The organism is Bradyrhizobium icense (genome assembly GCF_001693385.1).
Taxonomy (GTDB): Bacteria; Pseudomonadota; Alphaproteobacteria; order Rhizobiales; family Xanthobacteraceae; genus Bradyrhizobium; species Bradyrhizobium icense.
Map to the genome: position 1 here is coordinate 8099604 of NZ_CP016428.1, position 15732 is coordinate 8115335.

Below are 15732 nucleotides of genomic sequence, written 5' to 3' on the forward strand. Positions count from 1 at the left end.
AATAACTTTACCTAGAGCACAAGCGACTCCCGCCCGTAGCGGCATTGACCAATTCGGGGACTAATTTGGGGACCGGAGTGGAAATCCGAACGATTATTCCAATACTTTCAATGGTTTACCTGGATTGTTTGGCGGAGAGGGAGGGATTCGAACCCCCGATAGGCTTGCACCTATGCCGCATTTCGAGTGCGGTGCATTCAACCACTCTGCCACCTCTCCAGGCGCCAAGGCGGGCCGGATTCGGCCCTGCGGTCGGGCCGTGTTCTAGGCGAGGAAGCCGGGGCAGACAAGGCGCGCCGCGGAGAAATTCGCCAAAAGCGGGCCGGGCGGCTTTGGGAAAAAATGTGGGACCGCCAGACGCGACAAAAAACTGGCGGTCCCGTGCCGCTGCTTTGAAATCCTGGCCGGGAAGTGCGGCTTCGCCGGTCAGCCGGAGCGACGAAATGACGGTAGCAACGGCTGCGGAAACGGCAACGCGAACCCATTTTTAACCTAACCAGTCAACCTTACCTCCCGCGAAAGCGATCAATCCCGGCTCTTTTTGGCCTTCTTCTCGTCCTTGCCGTTGTCCTTCCGCCTGTTGGTGAAGCGCGCATTGCCAAGCCCGGTGCCGATGGTCAGCACACCCCAGCGCTCGACATCCTGCATGAAGGGAACCTCCGAAAGGCCCTGCACCACGCCATCATTGTGCATCAACACGGCGGTGTCGTGCGCACCGATTTGCGGGATTGCCTCCACCAGGCTTGCGGGCAGGTTGAACTTGCTGCTCTCCCAGTTGCCCGGAAGGTTCTGCGCGCCCTTCTCGATCGAGCCATCCTCGTCGATGACGCCCGGACAGGCGATGCCGATGAACGGCGCAAGCTTCAGGCCTTCGGTTTCCGCCGCAGCGATCAGGTCCTTCAGCATCTTCACCAGCCGTTTTACCGCACCTTCGCGCGTCGGCTCATCGTCGGCATGCCGCCACAGATCGGATCTCCAGACGTCAGCCTTGGAGAGATCGGGCGCCTTCTTCCAGGACGTCTCCACGATGCCGCAGCGGATATTGGTGCCGCCGATATCGACCGCGAGGATGCTGTCGTGGCCCTCGAAGATCCAGGATGGCGCCAGATGCAGCGTGCCGATCAGGCCGGCGTCATCGGGATGAAAGCGGATCGGCAGCAGATCGACCTCGATGTCTTCCGCCTTGAGGATGATGTCGGTGCGGGCGATCGCGAGCTCGCCGACCCGGCTTTGCCGAAAGCCGCCGCCGACCACGATACGCTCGGTATCGTCCCACGCCTTGGTCTTGAGAAACCGCCGCGTCACATAGGCGAGTTCCTGAGCGAATTCCTCGATCGCGCTATGCACCAGCGCGGCGGCGCCGACATCGGCGCCGATCAGGGCCTTGTCGAGTTCGCTCTTGGCGATCTCGCCGCTGGACTTCTTGCCCAGAGGATCGTCGCCGTTCTTCTTCAGCGGCTTGCGGAGGTCGTCCAGGATCTTGCGGAAAGCCCCCTTGCTGGCGCGGTCCCCGAGAAAGCCTTCGTCGTCCTTCAGTTCGACGTTGAAACTGTCGACCTCCACCGAGGGCAGGCGGGTGGCGCCGTGGCGGGCAATGCCGGTGCTCGTAACGATGTCTTCTGCCATTGCCCTCGCCCTGCCGGATCTCACTTGCGACAACGGGCGGGGAACCCGTTGGTTTCAAAAAGGCAGCGAATGGCGAGTGGCGAATAGCGGATGGGGGCGGCAAATAGGGAGCTCTATTCGCCATTCGCTACTCGCTATTCGCCCTTTCCCGGCCAAATCCTTCATTTTTGGCCGGTTTTCAGCCCCTTTCGCCTTGACTCCCGGCGTTCTCCGGCTATAAGTCCCCGCATCCGGCGCGGGATTTCTCGCGCCGCTTGTTTTTGCGCGAAATCTTAAGGGGTTTGCTCCCCGGCCGCGCGAAAATCGTACCCATAACGACTGACCAAAAAGCCGACCCGGACAGCCCTTTCGGGAATATGTCCGAGGCCGGGATCGAACACGAAGGAAAAAAACGATGTTCGCAGTCATCAAAACCGGCGGCCGGCAGTACCGCGTCGTTCCGGATGATGTGCTCGAGATTGGCAAGATCGCCGGCGAAGTCGGTACGATCGTGCAGCTTGGTGAAGTTCTGGTGGTCGGCGCTGACACGCCGGTGCTGGGCGCGCCGACGGTGGCAGGCGCTTCCGTTGCGGCCGAAGTGCTGGACCACAAGCGCGGCCCCAAGGTGATCGCGTTCAAGAAGCGTCGCCGCAAGAATTCGCGCCGCAAGCGCGGCTATCGCGACGAGATCACGGTGCTTCGCATCACCGAGATTCTGACCGACAACGCCAAGCCCTCGATCGGCCCGCGGCCGAAGAGGGAAAAGGTCGCCGCTCCAGCCGCTGAAGCGTCGTAGACGCCGCGCAGGGCACGAGCGACAAGAAGTGATGCGCTTCGACGAAAAGTTGAAGCGCGATAAAAAGTGAAATGATTCCGTCAAGGAATTGATCTAGAAGTATTCGAGAAGTCGGAGACGGGCCATGGCTCACAAAAAAGCAGGCGGTTCATCGCGAAACGGACGCGATTCAGCGGGCAAGCGCCTTGGCATCAAGGCGTACGGCGGCGAACACGTGATTCCCGGCAACATCATCGCGCGTCAACGCGGCACCACCTGGCATCCCGGCCTTAATGTCGGCATGGGCACCGACCATACTCTCTTTGCCAAAGTCGAAGGTCATGTCGAATTCCGTGCAAAAGCCAATGGCCGCACCTTCGTATCGGTAGTTCCGATGACGGAGGCGGCCGAATAGACGGTGGACAAAATTCGAGTCCGCCGGATCCTGTTGAACCGGCGGAGTCGAAATGGGCTCCAGGGGAGGCGGGAAACCGGCCTCCCTTTTTTAATTTGCGCATATTCGCAATCAGGAGCCCGACATGTTGCAGGACATCCCGGTCCAGACCCCAACGTTGCGTCAGACGAGTAGCTGCGTCCTCGAGACCGAACGGCTGACGTTGCGCCGGCCGACGCTCGCGGACGTAAAAGCGATTGCGCGGCTCGCCAACGATCGCCGCATTGCGGAAAACACCCGACGCCTGCCGTATCCCTACCTGCAGGACCATGCAGTCGAGTTCGTGCGCGCGAAGGCCACCGACAACAGCGAGACGGTGTTCCTGATCGAACACAATTATTCCCCGATCGGCATGGTCGGCATCGACCGCACTGACCCGGACGGGCCGGAGCTCGGCTATTGGCTCGGCGTGGCGCATTGGGGCCAGGGTTTCGGCACTGAAGCCGCGCGCGCGGTAATCGATTTCTTCTTCGAGGAGTTCGATGTCGAGCACCTGATTTCGGGCGCCCGCGTCGCCAACCCGGCGTCGCGGAACATCCTGGAAAAATGCGGCTTCCAGTGGAGCGGCGTCGAGCTGCACCGCTTCGAGGCGCTGGGATCCTCGACCCCGGTCGACCGCTTCCGCCTCACGCGCAGCGTGTGGTCGTCGTTGAAGAACTGGGGAAGTTCGACGCGAAGGGAGCGGTGAGCTTGCACCCTCCCCTGGAGGGGGAGGGTCGACGCTCATGAAATGAGCGGCGGGGTGGGGTGACGGTCTCACCTCGCGATCAGTACCCGAGTGGAGAGATCACCCCGCCCCGTCTCACATTCCGCTGCGCTTCATGTGAGCCGACCCTCCCCCTCCAGGGGAGGGTAAGCAAAAATCACGCCGGCGGATTGACTACCGCTTCCTCGTGGCCCAGCTTCTGCTCGCGCAGGAAGATATAGAACCCTGCGCCGATGATGATGGCCGCGCCGACGAGGGTCGAGATCGACGGCACGTCGCCGAACACGACGAAGCCGAAGATCACCGCCCACACGATCATCGAATATTGATACGGCACCACGACGCTCGCCGGCGCCAGCTTCAGCGAACGGTTGATGCACAGCAGTGCAACGACGGAAACCACGCCCGCCGCGGCAAACAGGCCGAGACTACCGAGGCTCGGGGTCACCCAGCCGATCGGCGACATTAGCGCGCCGAGCAGGAATGTGCCGCCGAATTGCGACGTCGTCAGCACGATATCCGGCGTCTCCCGCAGCGATCGTGTGATCAGCATCAGGAATGCAAACGACAGGCTGCCGCCGAGCGCGATCATTGCCGGCCAGCTTACGGTTTGCGTGGACGGGCCCAGCGCAATCAGGACGCCGCAGAATCCGACCAGGATTGCGGTCCAGCGCCGCCAGCCAACCCGCTCGCCGAGCACGATGCCCGACAGCGCGGTGACAAAGATCGGCGAGGCCAGGTAATAGGTGATGACGTCGGCAAGCGGCAGATAGACGGTGGCGAGAAAAAACGCAGCGACTTCGAGCGTCGACAGCAACACACGAAGCGACTGCAGCCATGGCCGTTCGATTCGTTTGAACTCGGCGCGCTGCTTCCAGATCACCGGCAACAACACGAGCAGCGCCGCGCAGGCGCGCAGCCACAGCAACTGCCCGACCGAATAGGTCGCGACCATGAATTTCCCAAGCGCATCGCCGAACGAGAACATGAAGATCGACAGCAGCATCAGTCCGATGCCGGCCAGCCGCGCGGAGCGCTCGTCATAGGTCGAGATTTTGCCGAACAGGGTCATGACGTTTCCTGCTTGTTGCTCTTCGTCATGGCCAGCGCGTTCCGGCCATCCACTTTTTTGTGCAGCACGTCGTAAAGACGTGGATGCAAGGGACATTTAGCGCGAAGATGCGCTTCGCGCTATTGCCCGGACATAACGAATTGAGACGAATCGATTGCCGCTGCCAAAGCGCTGCGATACCGGTATCGCTCCAAAGAACGGCAGGAAATCCGACATGACCGAGTTCGACCCCGCCCGGCATCGCATGGTAAGCGAACAGCGCTGGTTCGAGGATTTCGTGCTCGGTGAACGTTTCGTGATTCCGAGCCGGACCCAGACCTCGGCGGTATTCGCCGCGTTCCAGACCGCGAGCGGCGACACCCATCCGATCCATTACGATGTCGAATATTGCCGCGCCCGCGGTATGCCCGACCTGCTCGCGCATGGCTTCCAGACCCTGATCCATACTGCGCCGGGTGCAGGCCTGTTTCCCTATCTGGTCGAGGAATCGCTGATCGGCTTCCTCGAGCAATCGAGCAAGTTCCTGAAGCCGGTCTATGCCGGCGACACCATCTACCCCGCGCTCGAAGTGACCGAACTCACTCCCGGCCGCAGCACCGGCGTCGTGACGCTGCGCTCAACCGTGTTCAATCAGCGAAAAGAACTGGTGCTGGAAGGGACGCAGAAGTTTCTGGTTCGGCGGCGGCCCGGATAGTCGCTCAGGCGACCCTTGAAGCCGAAAAGGCGCGAAAATTAAGGCTTTTCGCCGATGTTGCGGGCCTTGAGGGTTGCCGCACGGGGCCCCCTGCCCTAACTAGTACAAATCATGAAATTCCTTGACGAGGCAAAGGTCTATATTCGCTCCGGCGACGGCGGTAACGGCTGCGTGGCGTTCCGCCGCGAGAAGTTCATCGAGTTCGGCGGGCCCTCCGGCGGCAATGGCGGCCGCGGCGGCGACGTCATTGTCGAGGCGGTCGATGGGCTCAACACGCTGATCGACTATCGCTACCAGCAGCACTTCAAGGCGCAGAAGGGCACCAATGGCATGGGCAAGGACCGCCATGGCGCCAACGGCAAGCCGATCGTTCTCAAGGTGCCGGTGGGCACGCAGATCTTCGACGAAGACCGCGAGACGCTGATCCACGACTTCACCGAGCTCGGGGAAAAATTCGTGCTCGCCGAAGGCGGCAATGGCGGCTTCGGCAACGCGCATTTCAAATCCTCGACCAACCGCGCGCCGCGCAACGCCAATCCCGGCCAGGAAGGCGAAGAGCGCTGGATCTGGCTGCGGCTCAAACTGATTGCGGACGCCGGCCTCGTCGGGCTGCCCAACGCGGGCAAGTCGACCTTCCTCTCCGTCGTCAGCGCGGCCAAACCGAAGATCGCCGATTATCCCTTCACCACGCTGCATCCGCAACTCGGCGTCGTGAACGCGCAGGGCCGCGAGTTCGTTCTCGCCGACATTCCCGGCCTGATCGAGGGCGCGCATGAAGGCGCCGGCCTCGGCGACCGCTTCCTCGGCCATGTCGAGCGCTGCCGCGTGCTGCTGCACCTGATCGATGCAACCTGCGAACACGCCGGCAAGGCCTACAAGACGGTGCGAACCGAACTCGAGGCTTATGAGGGGCATCTCGCCGAGAAGATCGAGATCGTTGCGCTCAACAAAATCGACGCGGTCGCGCCGGATGAACTGAAGAAGCAGAAAGACCGGCTGAAACGCGCGGCGAAGAAGACGCCGCTGTTGCTTTCCGCCGCGACCGGCGAAGGCGTGCCGGACGCGCTCAACGCACTGGTTGAGGTGATTGGGGAGGCACCGGTTTCGCTGAAAGCCAAGGGCGGTCAGGACCCATGGGCGCCGGTTCCGCCGCCGCAAGGCTGACACCCGAGGCTGATTCAAAGTTAGCCTTCCCGCGGCAGCGCCACTTCCAAATCGGGGGACTGGCGCGTATTGCTTCCGACCATCTGCATCATCCGACCGCATCATGAAACGCCCAGCGCTCAAAAACTTCCGCCGCATCGTCGTCAAGGTCGGCTCGTCGCTCCTGATCGACTCCAATGCGGGCGAAGTCCGTTCGGCATGGCTGGCGGCGCTGGCCGCCGATATCGCCAAGCTGCACGGCGAGGGCCGCGATGTTCTCGTCGTCTCGTCAGGCTCGATTGCGCTTGGACGCAGCCGGTTGAAGCTGCCGCGCGGTCCGCTGAAGCTGGAAGAAAGCCAGGGCGCCGCCGCCGTCGGGCAGATCGCACTGGCGCGAATCTGGTCGGAAGTGCTCGGTGCTCACGGCATCGGCGCCGGGCAGATCCTGGTGACGCTGCAGGACACCGAGGAGCGCAGACGGTATCTGAACGCGCGCTCGACCATCGCCAAACTGCTGGAGTGGCGCGCGGTGCCGGTGATCAACGAGAACGACACGGTTGCCACCAACGAAATTCGCTACGGCGACAACGATCGCCTCGCCGCGCGCGTCGCCACCATGACGAGCGCCGATCTGCTGATCCTGCTCTCTGACATCGACGGACTTTATGACGCGCCGCCCGGCGCCAATCCCAACGCAAAACTGATTCCGATCGTCGAGTCGGTCACGTCGGAAATCGAGGCGATGGCCGGCGCGGCCGAATCCGAATTGTCGCGCGGCGGCATGTTCACCAAGATCGAGGCGGCCAAGATCGCGACGACGTCGGGCACCCATATGCTGATCGCCTCCGGCAAGATCGAGCATCCGCTGCAGGCGATATCGGATGGCGGCCGCTGCACCTGGTTCCTGACACCGGCCAATCCCGTCACCGCGCGAAAGCGCTGGATCGCGGGCTCGCTGGAGCCGAAGGGCACACTGACCATCGATGCCGGCGCGGTCGCAGCTCTGCGTGCAGGCAAGAGCCTGCTGCCGGCCGGTGTCATCAGGATCGACGGTCAGTTCGCGCGCGGCGACGCCGTCGTGGTGCGCGGTCCCGACACCCACGAGGTCGGCCGCGGCCTCGTCGCCTACGACGCCGAGGATGCCGAAAAGATCAAGGGCCGTTCCTCGCCGGATGCGATGGCCATTTTGGGCATCAGCGGCCGGGCCGAAATGATCCATCGCGACGATCTGGTGGTGGGGCCGGCCGGGGCCATTCCGGCCAAGTAGGCCAATGGCCGAGCGGCCGTTTGCCGGGTAGGACAGCCAGCCATGCTGGTTCCGGACCTCGCAACAGCGGGATTTCCGTGCTAGGACATAGCCTTACTCTAGACCTTGAGACCTGTGATGACCGCCCCCCTGAAGGCTATCGACGGTAACGCCGATCTGCCCGCTTTGATGACCGACCTCGCTATCCAAGCGCGCGCCGCGGCGCGGGTGCTGGCGCTGGCGCCGCCGGAGCAGAAGGACCGGGCGCTGGAGGCGATCGAGCGGGCGATCCGCGCCAATGCGGCAAAGATCCTCGCGGCCAATGCCGAGGACGTCGCGGAAGTGCGCGCGGGCGGCGCCACCTCTGCCTTCATCGACCGCCTGACACTGACACCCGCACGCATCGACGCGATGGCCGATGGCGTTGCGACCGTGCGCGGCATTCCCGATCCGGTCGGCGCCGTCACCGAAAGCTGGCAGCGCCCGAACGGCATGACCATCGAACGCGTGCGCGTGCCGCTCGGCGTGATCGGCGTGATCTTCGAGAGCCGTCCCAATGTCGCCGCCGACGCCGGCGTGCTTTGCCTCAAGTCGGGCAATGCCGTGATCCTGCGCGGCGGCTCCGACAGTTTCCGTTCCTGCCGGGCAATTCATGAAGCCCTGGTGCAGGGCCTGCGCGAGGCCGGGTTGCCGGAAGCAGCGATCACGCTGGTGCCGACGCGCGACCGCGCCGCTGTCGGCCTGATGCTCTCGGGCCTGAACGGCGGCATCGACGTCATCGTACCGCGCGGCGGCAAGAGCCTGGTCGCACGGGTCGAGGCAGAAGCGCGCGTGCCGGTGTTTGCGCATCTGGAAGGCGTCAACCACGTCTATGTCGATCGCACCGCCAAGCTCGACATGGCCAAGTCGATCGTGCTGAACGCCAAGATGCGCCGGACCGGCGTTTGCGGCGCCGCCGAGACGCTGCTGGTGGATCGCGCAGGCGCCGCGGCTACTCTGAAGCCGTTGATCGAGATGCTGCTCGATGCCGGCTGCGAGGTGCGCGGCGACCACGCCGTGCAGAAGGTCGATGCGCGGGTGAAGCCGGCAACCGACGATGATTGGGATACCGAATATCTCGAGGCCATCATTGCCGCGCGTGTGGTCGACGGCGTCGATGCGGCGATCGCGCATATCCAGAACCACGGCTCGCGCCATACCGACGCGATCGTGGCCGAGGACGCCAAGGCGGCCGAGAAATTCCTCAGCGAGGTCGATTCGGCGATCGTGCTGCACAACGCCTCGACGCAGTTCGCCGATGGCGGCGAGTTCGGTTTCGGCGCGGAGATCGGGATCGCCACCGGCAAATTCCACGCCCGCGGGCCGGTTGGCGCCGAGCAACTGACCAGCTTCAAATACCGCGTTCACGGCACCGGGCAGACGCGGCCGTGAACGCCAGCCCACGCCCGCGGTGACCCGGCTGATGGAATTGCAATCCGCCGCGCAAGCCGTTCCCTTCCATACCAATGGCATGCGCGTCGGCCTGCTCGGCGGCTCGTTCAATCCGCCGCACGCCGCGCATCGCGCCATAAGCCTGTTTGCGCTCAAGCGCCTGAAACTCGATCGCATCTGGTGGCTGCTGACTCCAGGCAATCCGCTGAAGGATACCGGCCGGCTGCACGGCCTTTCCGAACGCGCCCGCGCCGCGCTCGAGGTCGCCGACGATCCGCGCATCGATATCAGTTGTCTCGAAGCTGTCATCGGCACCCGCTACACTGTCGATACGATCATTCACTTGCGGCGCCGCGTTTCCGGCGTGCGCTTCGTCTGGATCATGGGCGCCGACAATCTCGCGCAGTTCCATCGCTGGAAGGATTGGCGGCGCATCGCTACCGAGGTGCCGCTGGCCGTGATCGACCGTCCGCCGCAGAGTTTCCGGGCGCTCGCTGCGCCGGCCGCCCAGGCGCTGGCGCGGTACAGGTTGCCCGAGAATCAGGCGGCCCGGCTAGCCGATCAGCAGGCGCCGGCCTGGGTTTTCCTCACCGGCATGAAACTAAACCTGTCCTCGACGGGTCTTCGGAACTCCGACGGGAGCTGGAAGGCAAAGAAGTGACAGTTCGGTCTGAACCGGCGGGTGGGGACACTGGAATATTGAAACCATTAACCCCACATGCCTAATATGGTCCGCGGACGCCAAGGATTCGGCGTTCGCGATACAGTGAAAGGAAATGGTCCCTGGCCACATCTGTATTGTCCAAGTCCAAGTCTGTTTTGCCCAAGGCAACCAGCAAGACTCCTGGCAAGTCCGCCAGGAATACGGGTAAAGCATCGACACAAGCTGCGGCCTTGAAGGCGCAACCCGACGCCGACAAGACGCTGAATATGATCCTCTCCCGCCTCGACGATATGAAGGCGGAAGAAACGATCACCATCGACCTTCGCGGCAAATCCGCCTTTTCCGACTACATGATCGTCACGACCGGCCGGGTTAACCGGCATGTTGGCGCGATCGCGGAAAACGTCACGAAAGCCCTGAAGGAAACCGGCATCAAGAACATCCATGTCGAGGGCTTGCCCAATTGCGACTGGGTGCTGATCGATTCCGGCGATGTGGTCGTGCACGTGTTCAGACCCGAGGTGCGCGAATTCTACAATCTCGAAAGGTTGTGGGCGCAAAACCCGGCGGCGGCAGCGATCTGAACTCTCGGCCGATGCGAATCGGCTGAGGTGCATGTAGTTTGCGAGCGCGTGCGGAAAGCGCGCGCGCCGGAAAGTGCACGCCAGAAACAGCATTCATGCGCCTCGTCGTGGTTTCAATCGGCCGGCTGAAGCAGGGCCCGGAGCAGGAGCTGGCCGAACGCTACCGCGAGCGCTTCGAGGACATCGGCCGCAAACTCGGCTTTCGTGGGCTTTCGATCCATGAAATTCCCGAAAGCCGCGCACGCGACACCGCAACCCGGATATCGGAGGAGGCCGCGGCGATTACGGCGGCTTTACCGGAGAAATCCGTACTGGTGGCGCTGGACGAGCACGGCAAGAACATCGATAGCGCGACCTTCGCCCGGCAGCTCGGCCAGTGGCGGGATGAGGGGATCGCCAACACAATTTTCGCCATCGGCGGCGCGGACGGACTTTCGCCCGATTTGCAGCGCAAGGCTAAATTGCGCATTGCGTTCGGCTCGGCGACCTGGCCGCATCAAATGGTTCGCGTCATGCTTCTTGAACAGATTTACCGGGCCGCGACCATTTTGGCCGGCCATCCGTACCACCGCGCGTAAGGCACGGTGACGTGAATACAGAAAACGCTGAATAGGCCGGATGAATTCAACACGGGACATGCATTCATACCCAGGCACCACCGATCGCGGCGCGTGGCTGACGTCAGCCGTCTCGCTTCCCCTGATCCTGCTGTCCATAAGCTTCGCCGCAGCATCGCTTTCGCCGGCGGTCGCACAGTCCTCGGCGACCGCGCAGCAGGCGACTGCCGTTTCCCCCGATGCCATCAAGCAGCGCGAGCAGGAACTGGAGGCTACGCGTGAGGAGCAGCGCAAGGCGGCCGAGTTGCAGCAAAAGCTGAAGGCCGATATCGCGGCGATCGGGCAGGACCGCTCCAAGCTCAACCAGCAACTGATCGACATCGCCACCCAGGTGCGCAACGTCGAGACACGCATCGGCGAGACCGAGGGCCGGCTACGCCCGCTCGACAGCCGCGAGCAGCAGATCCGCGCTTCGCTCGATTCACGCCGCTCCGAAATCGTCGAGGTGCTGGCCGCCTTGCAGCGAGCCGGACGGCGCACGCCGCCCGCACTGCTGGTCAGGCCCGAGGACGCGTTGCAATCGCTGCGTACCGCCATGCTGCTCGGATCGGTCGTTCCCGAACTGCGCGGCCGCGCGGAGAAACTCGCCACCGATCTCGGCGAATTGGTGAACTTGCGCAAGACCATTGCCACCGAGCGCGACGTGCTGGCACGGGACCGCGACAGGCTGAAGGACGATTCCATCAGGCTGGCTGCGCTGGTGGAGGAGCGACAGCGCAAGCAGAGCGCGATCGAAAAGGACATGGAGGCCGAAGGTGCGCGCGCCATCAACCTGTCCAGGCAGGTCGACAATCTGCAGGGGCTGATTGCGAAAATGGAGCAGGATTTGAAGAGCGCCGCCAAGGCGGCAGCGACCGCCAGCCTGCAGGGCGCCCCGGCCGCCCCGGGCGGTAAGCCCAATCTGGGGGCATTGAAAGATCCCGCCCGGCTGAGCCCGGCGATCGCCTTTGGCTCCGCCAAGGGGCTGTTCGCCTTTCCGGTCAATGGCCGCAAGATTCGCGGTTTTGGCGGTTCCGACGGCGCAGGTGGCGTGGAAAAAGGCATTTCTTTGGCGACGCGCGCCGGGGCCCAAGTCACAACACCGTGTGACGGCTGGGTTGTTTACGCCGGACCCTTCCGTAGCTACGGACAACTCTTGATCCTCAATGCCGGGGGCGGGTATCATGTCCTGATCGCCGGGATGGAGCGCATTTCGGTAAACATCGGCCAGTTTGTACTTACGGGAGAGCCGGTCGCGACCATGGGGACAACGTCCCAGGTTGCATCCATTCTCGCGACGACCGCGAGCCAGCCGGTGCTCTATGTCGAGTTCCGCAAGGACGGCACTCCAATCGACTCAGGCCCATGGTGGGCCTCAAGTGAAGGCGAAAAGGTTCGCGGATGATGCGCAAGACTTCTGTAATTCTTCTCAGCGCCGCCACCGGTGCGGCTTTGACGCTCTTCGTCACGCAGCCGCGTTCTGTGCTGATGGGATCGAGTGCGCGTGCGGCGACTTCGGACACCTACCGCCAGCTCAATCTGTTCGGCGACGTGTTCGAACGCGTGCGCAGCGACTATGTCGAGAAGCCCGACGACTCCAAGCTGGTCGAATCGGCGATCTCGGGCATGCTGACCGGACTCGATCCGCATTCCAGCTACATGGACGCCAAGAGCTTCCGCGACATGCAGGTGCAGACTCGCGGTGAGTTCGGCGGACTCGGCATCGAGGTCACGATGGAAGACGGTCTGATCAAGGTCGTCTCGCCGATCGACGATACGCCGGCGTCGAAGGCCGGCATCATGGCCAACGACATCATCACCAATCTCGACGACGAAGCCGTGCAGGGTCTCACCCTCAACCAGGCGGTCGAGAAGATGCGCGGTCCTGTCAACACCAAGATCCGGCTGAAGATCATCCGCAAGGGCCAGGACAACCCGATCGAAGTCACGCTGGTGCGCGACAACATCCGCGTCCGCTCGGTGCGCGCCCGCATCGAACAGGACGACATCGCCTATATCCGCATCACCACCTTCAACGAGCAGACCACCGAAGGCCTGAAGCGCGAGATCGGTAACCTCACCAACCAGATCGGCGACAAGCTGAAGGGCTACATCATCGACCTAAGAAACAATCCCGGCGGCTTGCTCGAGGAAGCGGTCACCGTTTCCGATTCTTTCCTGGAGCGCGGCGAGATCGTTTCCACCCGCGGCCGCAACGCCGAAGAAACCCAACGCCGCGCGGCACATGCGGGCGACCTCACCAAGGGCAGGCCGATCATCGTGCTGGTCAATGGCGGTTCAGCTTCGGCGTCGGAAATCGTCGCCGGCGCGCTGCAGGACCACAAGCGGGCCACGCTGGTCGGCACGCGCTCGTTCGGCAAGGGCTCGGTGCAGACCATCATCCCGCTGGGCAGCGGCAACGGCGCGCTGCGCCTGACGACTGCGCGCTACTACACGCCGTCGGGCAAGTCGATCCAGGCCAAGGGCATCGTGCCCGACATCGAGGTGCTGCAGGACGTGCCGGACGAACTGAAGGCGCGCACCGACACCAAGGGCGAAGCCTCGCTACGCGGCCACCTGAAGACCAACGATGGTGACGAGAAGACCGGCTCGCAATCCTACGTCCCGCCGGACGCCAAGGACGACAAGGCGCTGAAGACGGCCGCCGACCTGCTGCACGGCATCAAGTCGACGGCGAGCGCACCGGCGCCCGGTGACAAGGCGGCCGTCGACAAGCCCGCCAACAAGGCGGCGAACTGATTGTAGCCCCGTAAATTTCCGTGAAAAGGCGGCCTCCGGGCCGCCTTTTTTGTTGCAGTTGCGGCGCGTCCGCTGCCCGGCCAGGCTTGTGCGCGCGACGCAGCGCTCGAATCCGCCTCCCGTGGTATCGTCAGCGACGTTGATTCGGGGAGGTCTATGACGGAAACGGCCGACGAACTGAGCACGCCGCTTGGACAGAAGGCGGAGCGCCGGAAGCGGCGGTTTCGGCTGCCGTTCACCGCGATGCAGGCGCTGGCCGTGCTGCTCGGCCTGTTCCTGACAGCCTTCCTGACCGTCGCTCTCTTTGTCGATAACCCGCTGGGTGGTGAGCCCATCGCCCGCGTCGTATTGCGCAAGCCGGCGGGGGACGACAAGCAGCTCGCAGCTTCCGGCCACACCGAACAGGCCGCAAAAGGTCCATCCCAACAGGCCCCGGCCGGCGATAACAAGACCGTCACCATCATCGACGGTTCCAGCGGCAAGCGCCAGGACGTCGTGATCGGCAGCGATACCGCCGACAAGGCCGGCCCAGACTCCGCGCCGGCAACCCCGATGGCCGGCATCGATCAGCGGCTCCTCGAAAAGTCGCGCTACGGCATGATCCCGGCGGTTGCCGACGGTCTGAAGCCCTTCACGGTCTACGCGGCCGACGCCGACCGCACCAAGGCCGCCAAGATGCCGGTGGTGGCCATCGTCATCGGTGGGCTCGGCGTCGGCGCTGCCAAGACGGCCGATGCCATCATGAAACTGCCGCCGGCCGTGACCCTGGCGTTTACGCCTTATGGGGCGGACCCCGCCAAATTGGCCGAGCGGGCCCGCGCGCAGCGCCACGAGATCCTGCTGCAGGTTCCGATGGAGCCGTTCGATTATCCCGACAACGATCCCGGCCCGCAGACCCTGCTTACGACGCTGACGGCGGAGCAGAACATCGACCGGCTGTATTGGCACCTCAGCCGGTTTCAGGGCTATGCCGGGATCGCCAATTTCATGGGGGCGCGTTTCACGGCGACCGACACGGTGATGCAGCCGATCATCCGCGAGGCAGCCAAGCGCGGCCTCGGCTATCTCGATGACGGCTCCTCACCGCGCAGCGCCGCGCCGTCCCTCACGGCAGCCCAATCGGTGCCCTTCGCCAAGGCCGATTTCACCATCGATGCCGTGCCGACCTCGGCCGAAATCGACCGGACGCTGGTGAAACTGGAGACGCTCGCCAAGGAGCGCGGACTGGCCGTTGGCGTCGCCTCGGCGCTGCCGGTTTCGATCGAGCGGATTGCCGCGTGGATCAAGACGCTCGAGTCCCGCGGCATCATGCTTGTGCCATTGACAACGGCGATGCTGAAATCAAAATCAGGCTAGAGATCAACCTGATGGCAGCAATCCGGACTCCCTCGGACTGCGCCGCCCCGGCCGGTTTGCGGGTGGACTTGCTGCAGGCATAGGAGTCCTGACGGAATGGCGCGCTACGAGGACCTGCCCTACCGGACCTGTGTCGGCATGATGCTGATCAACGCGGCCGGGCTGGTCTTCATTGGCCGGCGCGCCGGCGGCATCGAACATGTCGACGAAACCCACGTCTGGCAGATGCCGCAGGGCGGGGTCGATCCCGGCGAGGATACCTGGGAGGCCGCCAAGCGCGAGCTTTACGAGGAAACCAGTGTTCGCTCGGTGGAGAAGCTCGGCGAGGTCCCGGATTGGCTGATCTACGACATTCCACGCACGGTGGCCGGCCGCGCCTGGAAGGGCCGTTATCGCGGGCAGCGGCAGAAATGGTACGCGGTGCGCTTCACCGGCAAGGACAATGAGATCAACGTCGCCAGCCCCGGCGGCGGCGGGCACAAGGCCGAATTCGTCGGCTGGCGGTGGGAGCCGATGAAGAATCTTCCGAACCTGATCGTTCCGTTCAAGCGGCCCGTCTATGAACGCGTGGTCAAGGAGTTCGCCAGCCTTGCGGGCGCTTAGCACGACACATCTTCCACGCAGCTCTCGGTCATTCCGGGGCATG

General features: G+C 63.6%; 16 protein-coding genes and 1 tRNA gene. 14 read left to right on the forward strand and 3 right to left on the reverse strand.

What is annotated here, in order from left to right; all coding sequences use genetic code 11:
* Positions 1 to 129 precede the first annotated feature (129 nt).
* A tRNA-Ser gene (locus LMTR13_RS37485) sits at positions 130 to 219 on the reverse strand.
* A gap of 306 nt (positions 220 to 525) precedes the next feature.
* Entirely contained in the window at positions 526 to 1626 is a 1101-nt protein-coding gene (locus LMTR13_RS37490; RefSeq protein WP_065732114.1) for an ROK family protein, read from the reverse strand.
* A gap of 394 nt (positions 1627 to 2020) precedes the next feature.
* Here LMTR13_RS37490 and rplU point away from each other — a divergent pair, with 394 nt between their 5' ends.
* From rplU to LMTR13_RS37505, 3 genes are all read left to right on the forward strand, one after another.
* Positions 2021 to 2401 (forward strand): 50S ribosomal protein L21, encoded by a 381-nt coding sequence (gene rplU, locus LMTR13_RS37495; RefSeq protein ID WP_065732115.1) that lies wholly within the window; start codon positions 2021 to 2023, stop codon positions 2399 to 2401.
* 124 nt (positions 2402 to 2525) lie between these two features.
* A complete protein-coding gene (gene rpmA, locus LMTR13_RS37500) occupies positions 2526 to 2795 on the forward strand; it encodes a 50S ribosomal protein L27 (RefSeq protein ID WP_028348532.1) in 270 nt (89 codons plus the stop codon).
* 124 nt (positions 2796 to 2919) lie between these two features.
* A complete protein-coding gene (locus LMTR13_RS37505; RefSeq protein ID WP_065732116.1) occupies positions 2920 to 3522 on the forward strand; it encodes a GNAT family N-acetyltransferase in 603 nt (200 codons plus the stop codon).
* A 175-nt stretch (positions 3523 to 3697) separates the two neighbouring features.
* Here LMTR13_RS37505 and LMTR13_RS37510 read toward each other — a convergent pair whose 3' ends face one another.
* Positions 3698 to 4612 (reverse strand): DMT family transporter, encoded by a 915-nt coding sequence (locus LMTR13_RS37510; RefSeq protein ID WP_065732117.1) that lies wholly within the window; start codon positions 4610 to 4612, stop codon positions 3698 to 3700.
* Between the two features lie 214 nt (positions 4613 to 4826).
* Here LMTR13_RS37510 and LMTR13_RS37515 point away from each other — a divergent pair, with 214 nt between their 5' ends.
* The 11 genes from LMTR13_RS37515 (at position 4827) to LMTR13_RS37565 (ending at position 15689) form a co-directional block, all read left to right on the forward strand.
* Entirely contained in the window at positions 4827 to 5306 is a 480-nt protein-coding gene (locus tag LMTR13_RS37515; protein ID WP_065733308.1) for a MaoC family dehydratase, read from the forward strand.
* A 111-nt stretch (positions 5307 to 5417) separates the two neighbouring features.
* A complete protein-coding gene (gene obgE / locus LMTR13_RS37520; protein WP_065732118.1) occupies positions 5418 to 6470 on the forward strand; it encodes a GTPase ObgE in 1053 nt (350 codons plus the stop codon).
* A gap of 103 nt (positions 6471 to 6573) precedes the next feature.
* Positions 6574 to 7716, forward strand: coding sequence for a glutamate 5-kinase (gene proB / locus LMTR13_RS37525; protein WP_065732119.1), 1143 nt, complete (start codon positions 6574 to 6576; stop codon positions 7714 to 7716).
* Between the two features lie 117 nt (positions 7717 to 7833).
* Positions 7834 to 9126, forward strand: a complete 1293-nt coding sequence (locus LMTR13_RS37530) for a glutamate-5-semialdehyde dehydrogenase (RefSeq protein ID WP_065732120.1) — start codon at positions 7834 to 7836, stop codon at positions 9124 to 9126.
* A 31-nt stretch (positions 9127 to 9157) separates the two neighbouring features.
* On the forward strand, positions 9158 to 9787 hold the full coding sequence (locus LMTR13_RS37535; protein WP_065732121.1) for a nicotinate-nucleotide adenylyltransferase: 630 nt from the start codon (positions 9158 to 9160) through the stop codon (positions 9785 to 9787).
* Between the two features lie 233 nt (positions 9788 to 10020).
* The gene (rsfS, locus tag LMTR13_RS37540) at positions 10021 to 10374 is read left to right on the forward strand and encodes a ribosome silencing factor (protein ID WP_065732122.1); all 354 of its coding nucleotides are present in this window, start codon (positions 10021 to 10023) and stop codon (positions 10372 to 10374) included.
* A gap of 95 nt (positions 10375 to 10469) precedes the next feature.
* A complete protein-coding gene (rlmH, locus tag LMTR13_RS37545) occupies positions 10470 to 10952 on the forward strand; it encodes a 23S rRNA (pseudouridine(1915)-N(3))-methyltransferase RlmH (RefSeq protein WP_065732123.1) in 483 nt (160 codons plus the stop codon).
* 58 nt (positions 10953 to 11010) lie between these two features.
* A complete protein-coding gene (locus LMTR13_RS37550; RefSeq protein ID WP_156795935.1) occupies positions 11011 to 12375 on the forward strand; it encodes a murein hydrolase activator EnvC family protein in 1365 nt (454 codons plus the stop codon).
* Positions 12372 to 13730 carry a S41 family peptidase gene (locus tag LMTR13_RS37555; protein ID WP_065732125.1) on the forward strand — a complete coding sequence of 453 codons (1359 nt, stop codon included), beginning with the start codon at positions 12372 to 12374 and terminating at the stop codon, positions 13728 to 13730. Before LMTR13_RS37550 ends, LMTR13_RS37555 begins: the two co-directional genes overlap by 4 nt.
* 156 nt (positions 13731 to 13886) lie before the next feature.
* Positions 13887 to 15086, forward strand: coding sequence for a divergent polysaccharide deacetylase family protein (locus tag LMTR13_RS37560; protein WP_065732126.1), 1200 nt, complete (start codon positions 13887 to 13889; stop codon positions 15084 to 15086).
* A 96-nt stretch (positions 15087 to 15182) separates the two neighbouring features.
* Positions 15183 to 15689 (forward strand): RNA pyrophosphohydrolase, encoded by a 507-nt coding sequence (locus tag LMTR13_RS37565; protein ID WP_065732127.1) that lies wholly within the window; start codon positions 15183 to 15185, stop codon positions 15687 to 15689.
* The last annotated feature ends 43 nt before the right edge of the window (positions 15690 to 15732 follow it).

What these genes read in the sequence shown, in the direction of transcription:
- LMTR13_RS37555 (WP_065732125.1), top strand. Translation starts at nt 12,372, where the DNA reads ATGATGCGCAAGACTTCTGTAATTCTTCTCAGCGCCGCCACCGGTGCG.
- proB (WP_065732119.1), top strand. Translation starts at nt 6,574, where the DNA reads ATGAAACGCCCAGCGCTCAAAAACTTCCGCCGCATCGTCGTCAAGGTC.
- LMTR13_RS37505 (WP_065732116.1), top strand. Translation starts at nt 2,920, where the DNA reads ATGTTGCAGGACATCCCGGTCCAGACCCCAACGTTGCGTCAGACGAGT.
- rlmH (WP_065732123.1), top strand. Translation starts at nt 10,470, where the DNA reads ATGCGCCTCGTCGTGGTTTCAATCGGCCGGCTGAAGCAGGGCCCGGAG.
- LMTR13_RS37560 (WP_065732126.1), top strand. Translation starts at nt 13,887, where the DNA reads ATGACGGAAACGGCCGACGAACTGAGCACGCCGCTTGGACAGAAGGCG.
- LMTR13_RS37490 (WP_065732114.1), bottom strand. Translation starts at nt 1,626, where the DNA reads ATGGCAGAAGACATCGTTACGAGCACCGGCATTGCCCGCCACGGCGCC.
- LMTR13_RS37515 (WP_065733308.1), top strand. Translation starts at nt 4,827, where the DNA reads ATGACCGAGTTCGACCCCGCCCGGCATCGCATGGTAAGCGAACAGCGC.
- LMTR13_RS37530 (WP_065732120.1), top strand. Translation starts at nt 7,834, where the DNA reads ATGACCGCCCCCCTGAAGGCTATCGACGGTAACGCCGATCTGCCCGCT.
- LMTR13_RS37510 (WP_065732117.1), bottom strand. Translation starts at nt 4,612, where the DNA reads ATGACCCTGTTCGGCAAAATCTCGACCTATGACGAGCGCTCCGCGCGG.
- LMTR13_RS37550 (WP_156795935.1), top strand. Translation starts at nt 11,011, where the DNA reads ATGCATTCATACCCAGGCACCACCGATCGCGGCGCGTGGCTGACGTCA.
- LMTR13_RS37535 (WP_065732121.1), top strand. Translation starts at nt 9,158, where the DNA reads ATGGAATTGCAATCCGCCGCGCAAGCCGTTCCCTTCCATACCAATGGC.
- rpmA (WP_028348532.1), top strand. Translation starts at nt 2,526, where the DNA reads ATGGCTCACAAAAAAGCAGGCGGTTCATCGCGAAACGGACGCGATTCA.
- LMTR13_RS37565 (WP_065732127.1), top strand. Translation starts at nt 15,183, where the DNA reads ATGGCGCGCTACGAGGACCTGCCCTACCGGACCTGTGTCGGCATGATG.
- rplU (WP_065732115.1), top strand. Translation starts at nt 2,021, where the DNA reads ATGTTCGCAGTCATCAAAACCGGCGGCCGGCAGTACCGCGTCGTTCCG.
- obgE (WP_065732118.1), top strand. Translation starts at nt 5,418, where the DNA reads ATGAAATTCCTTGACGAGGCAAAGGTCTATATTCGCTCCGGCGACGGC.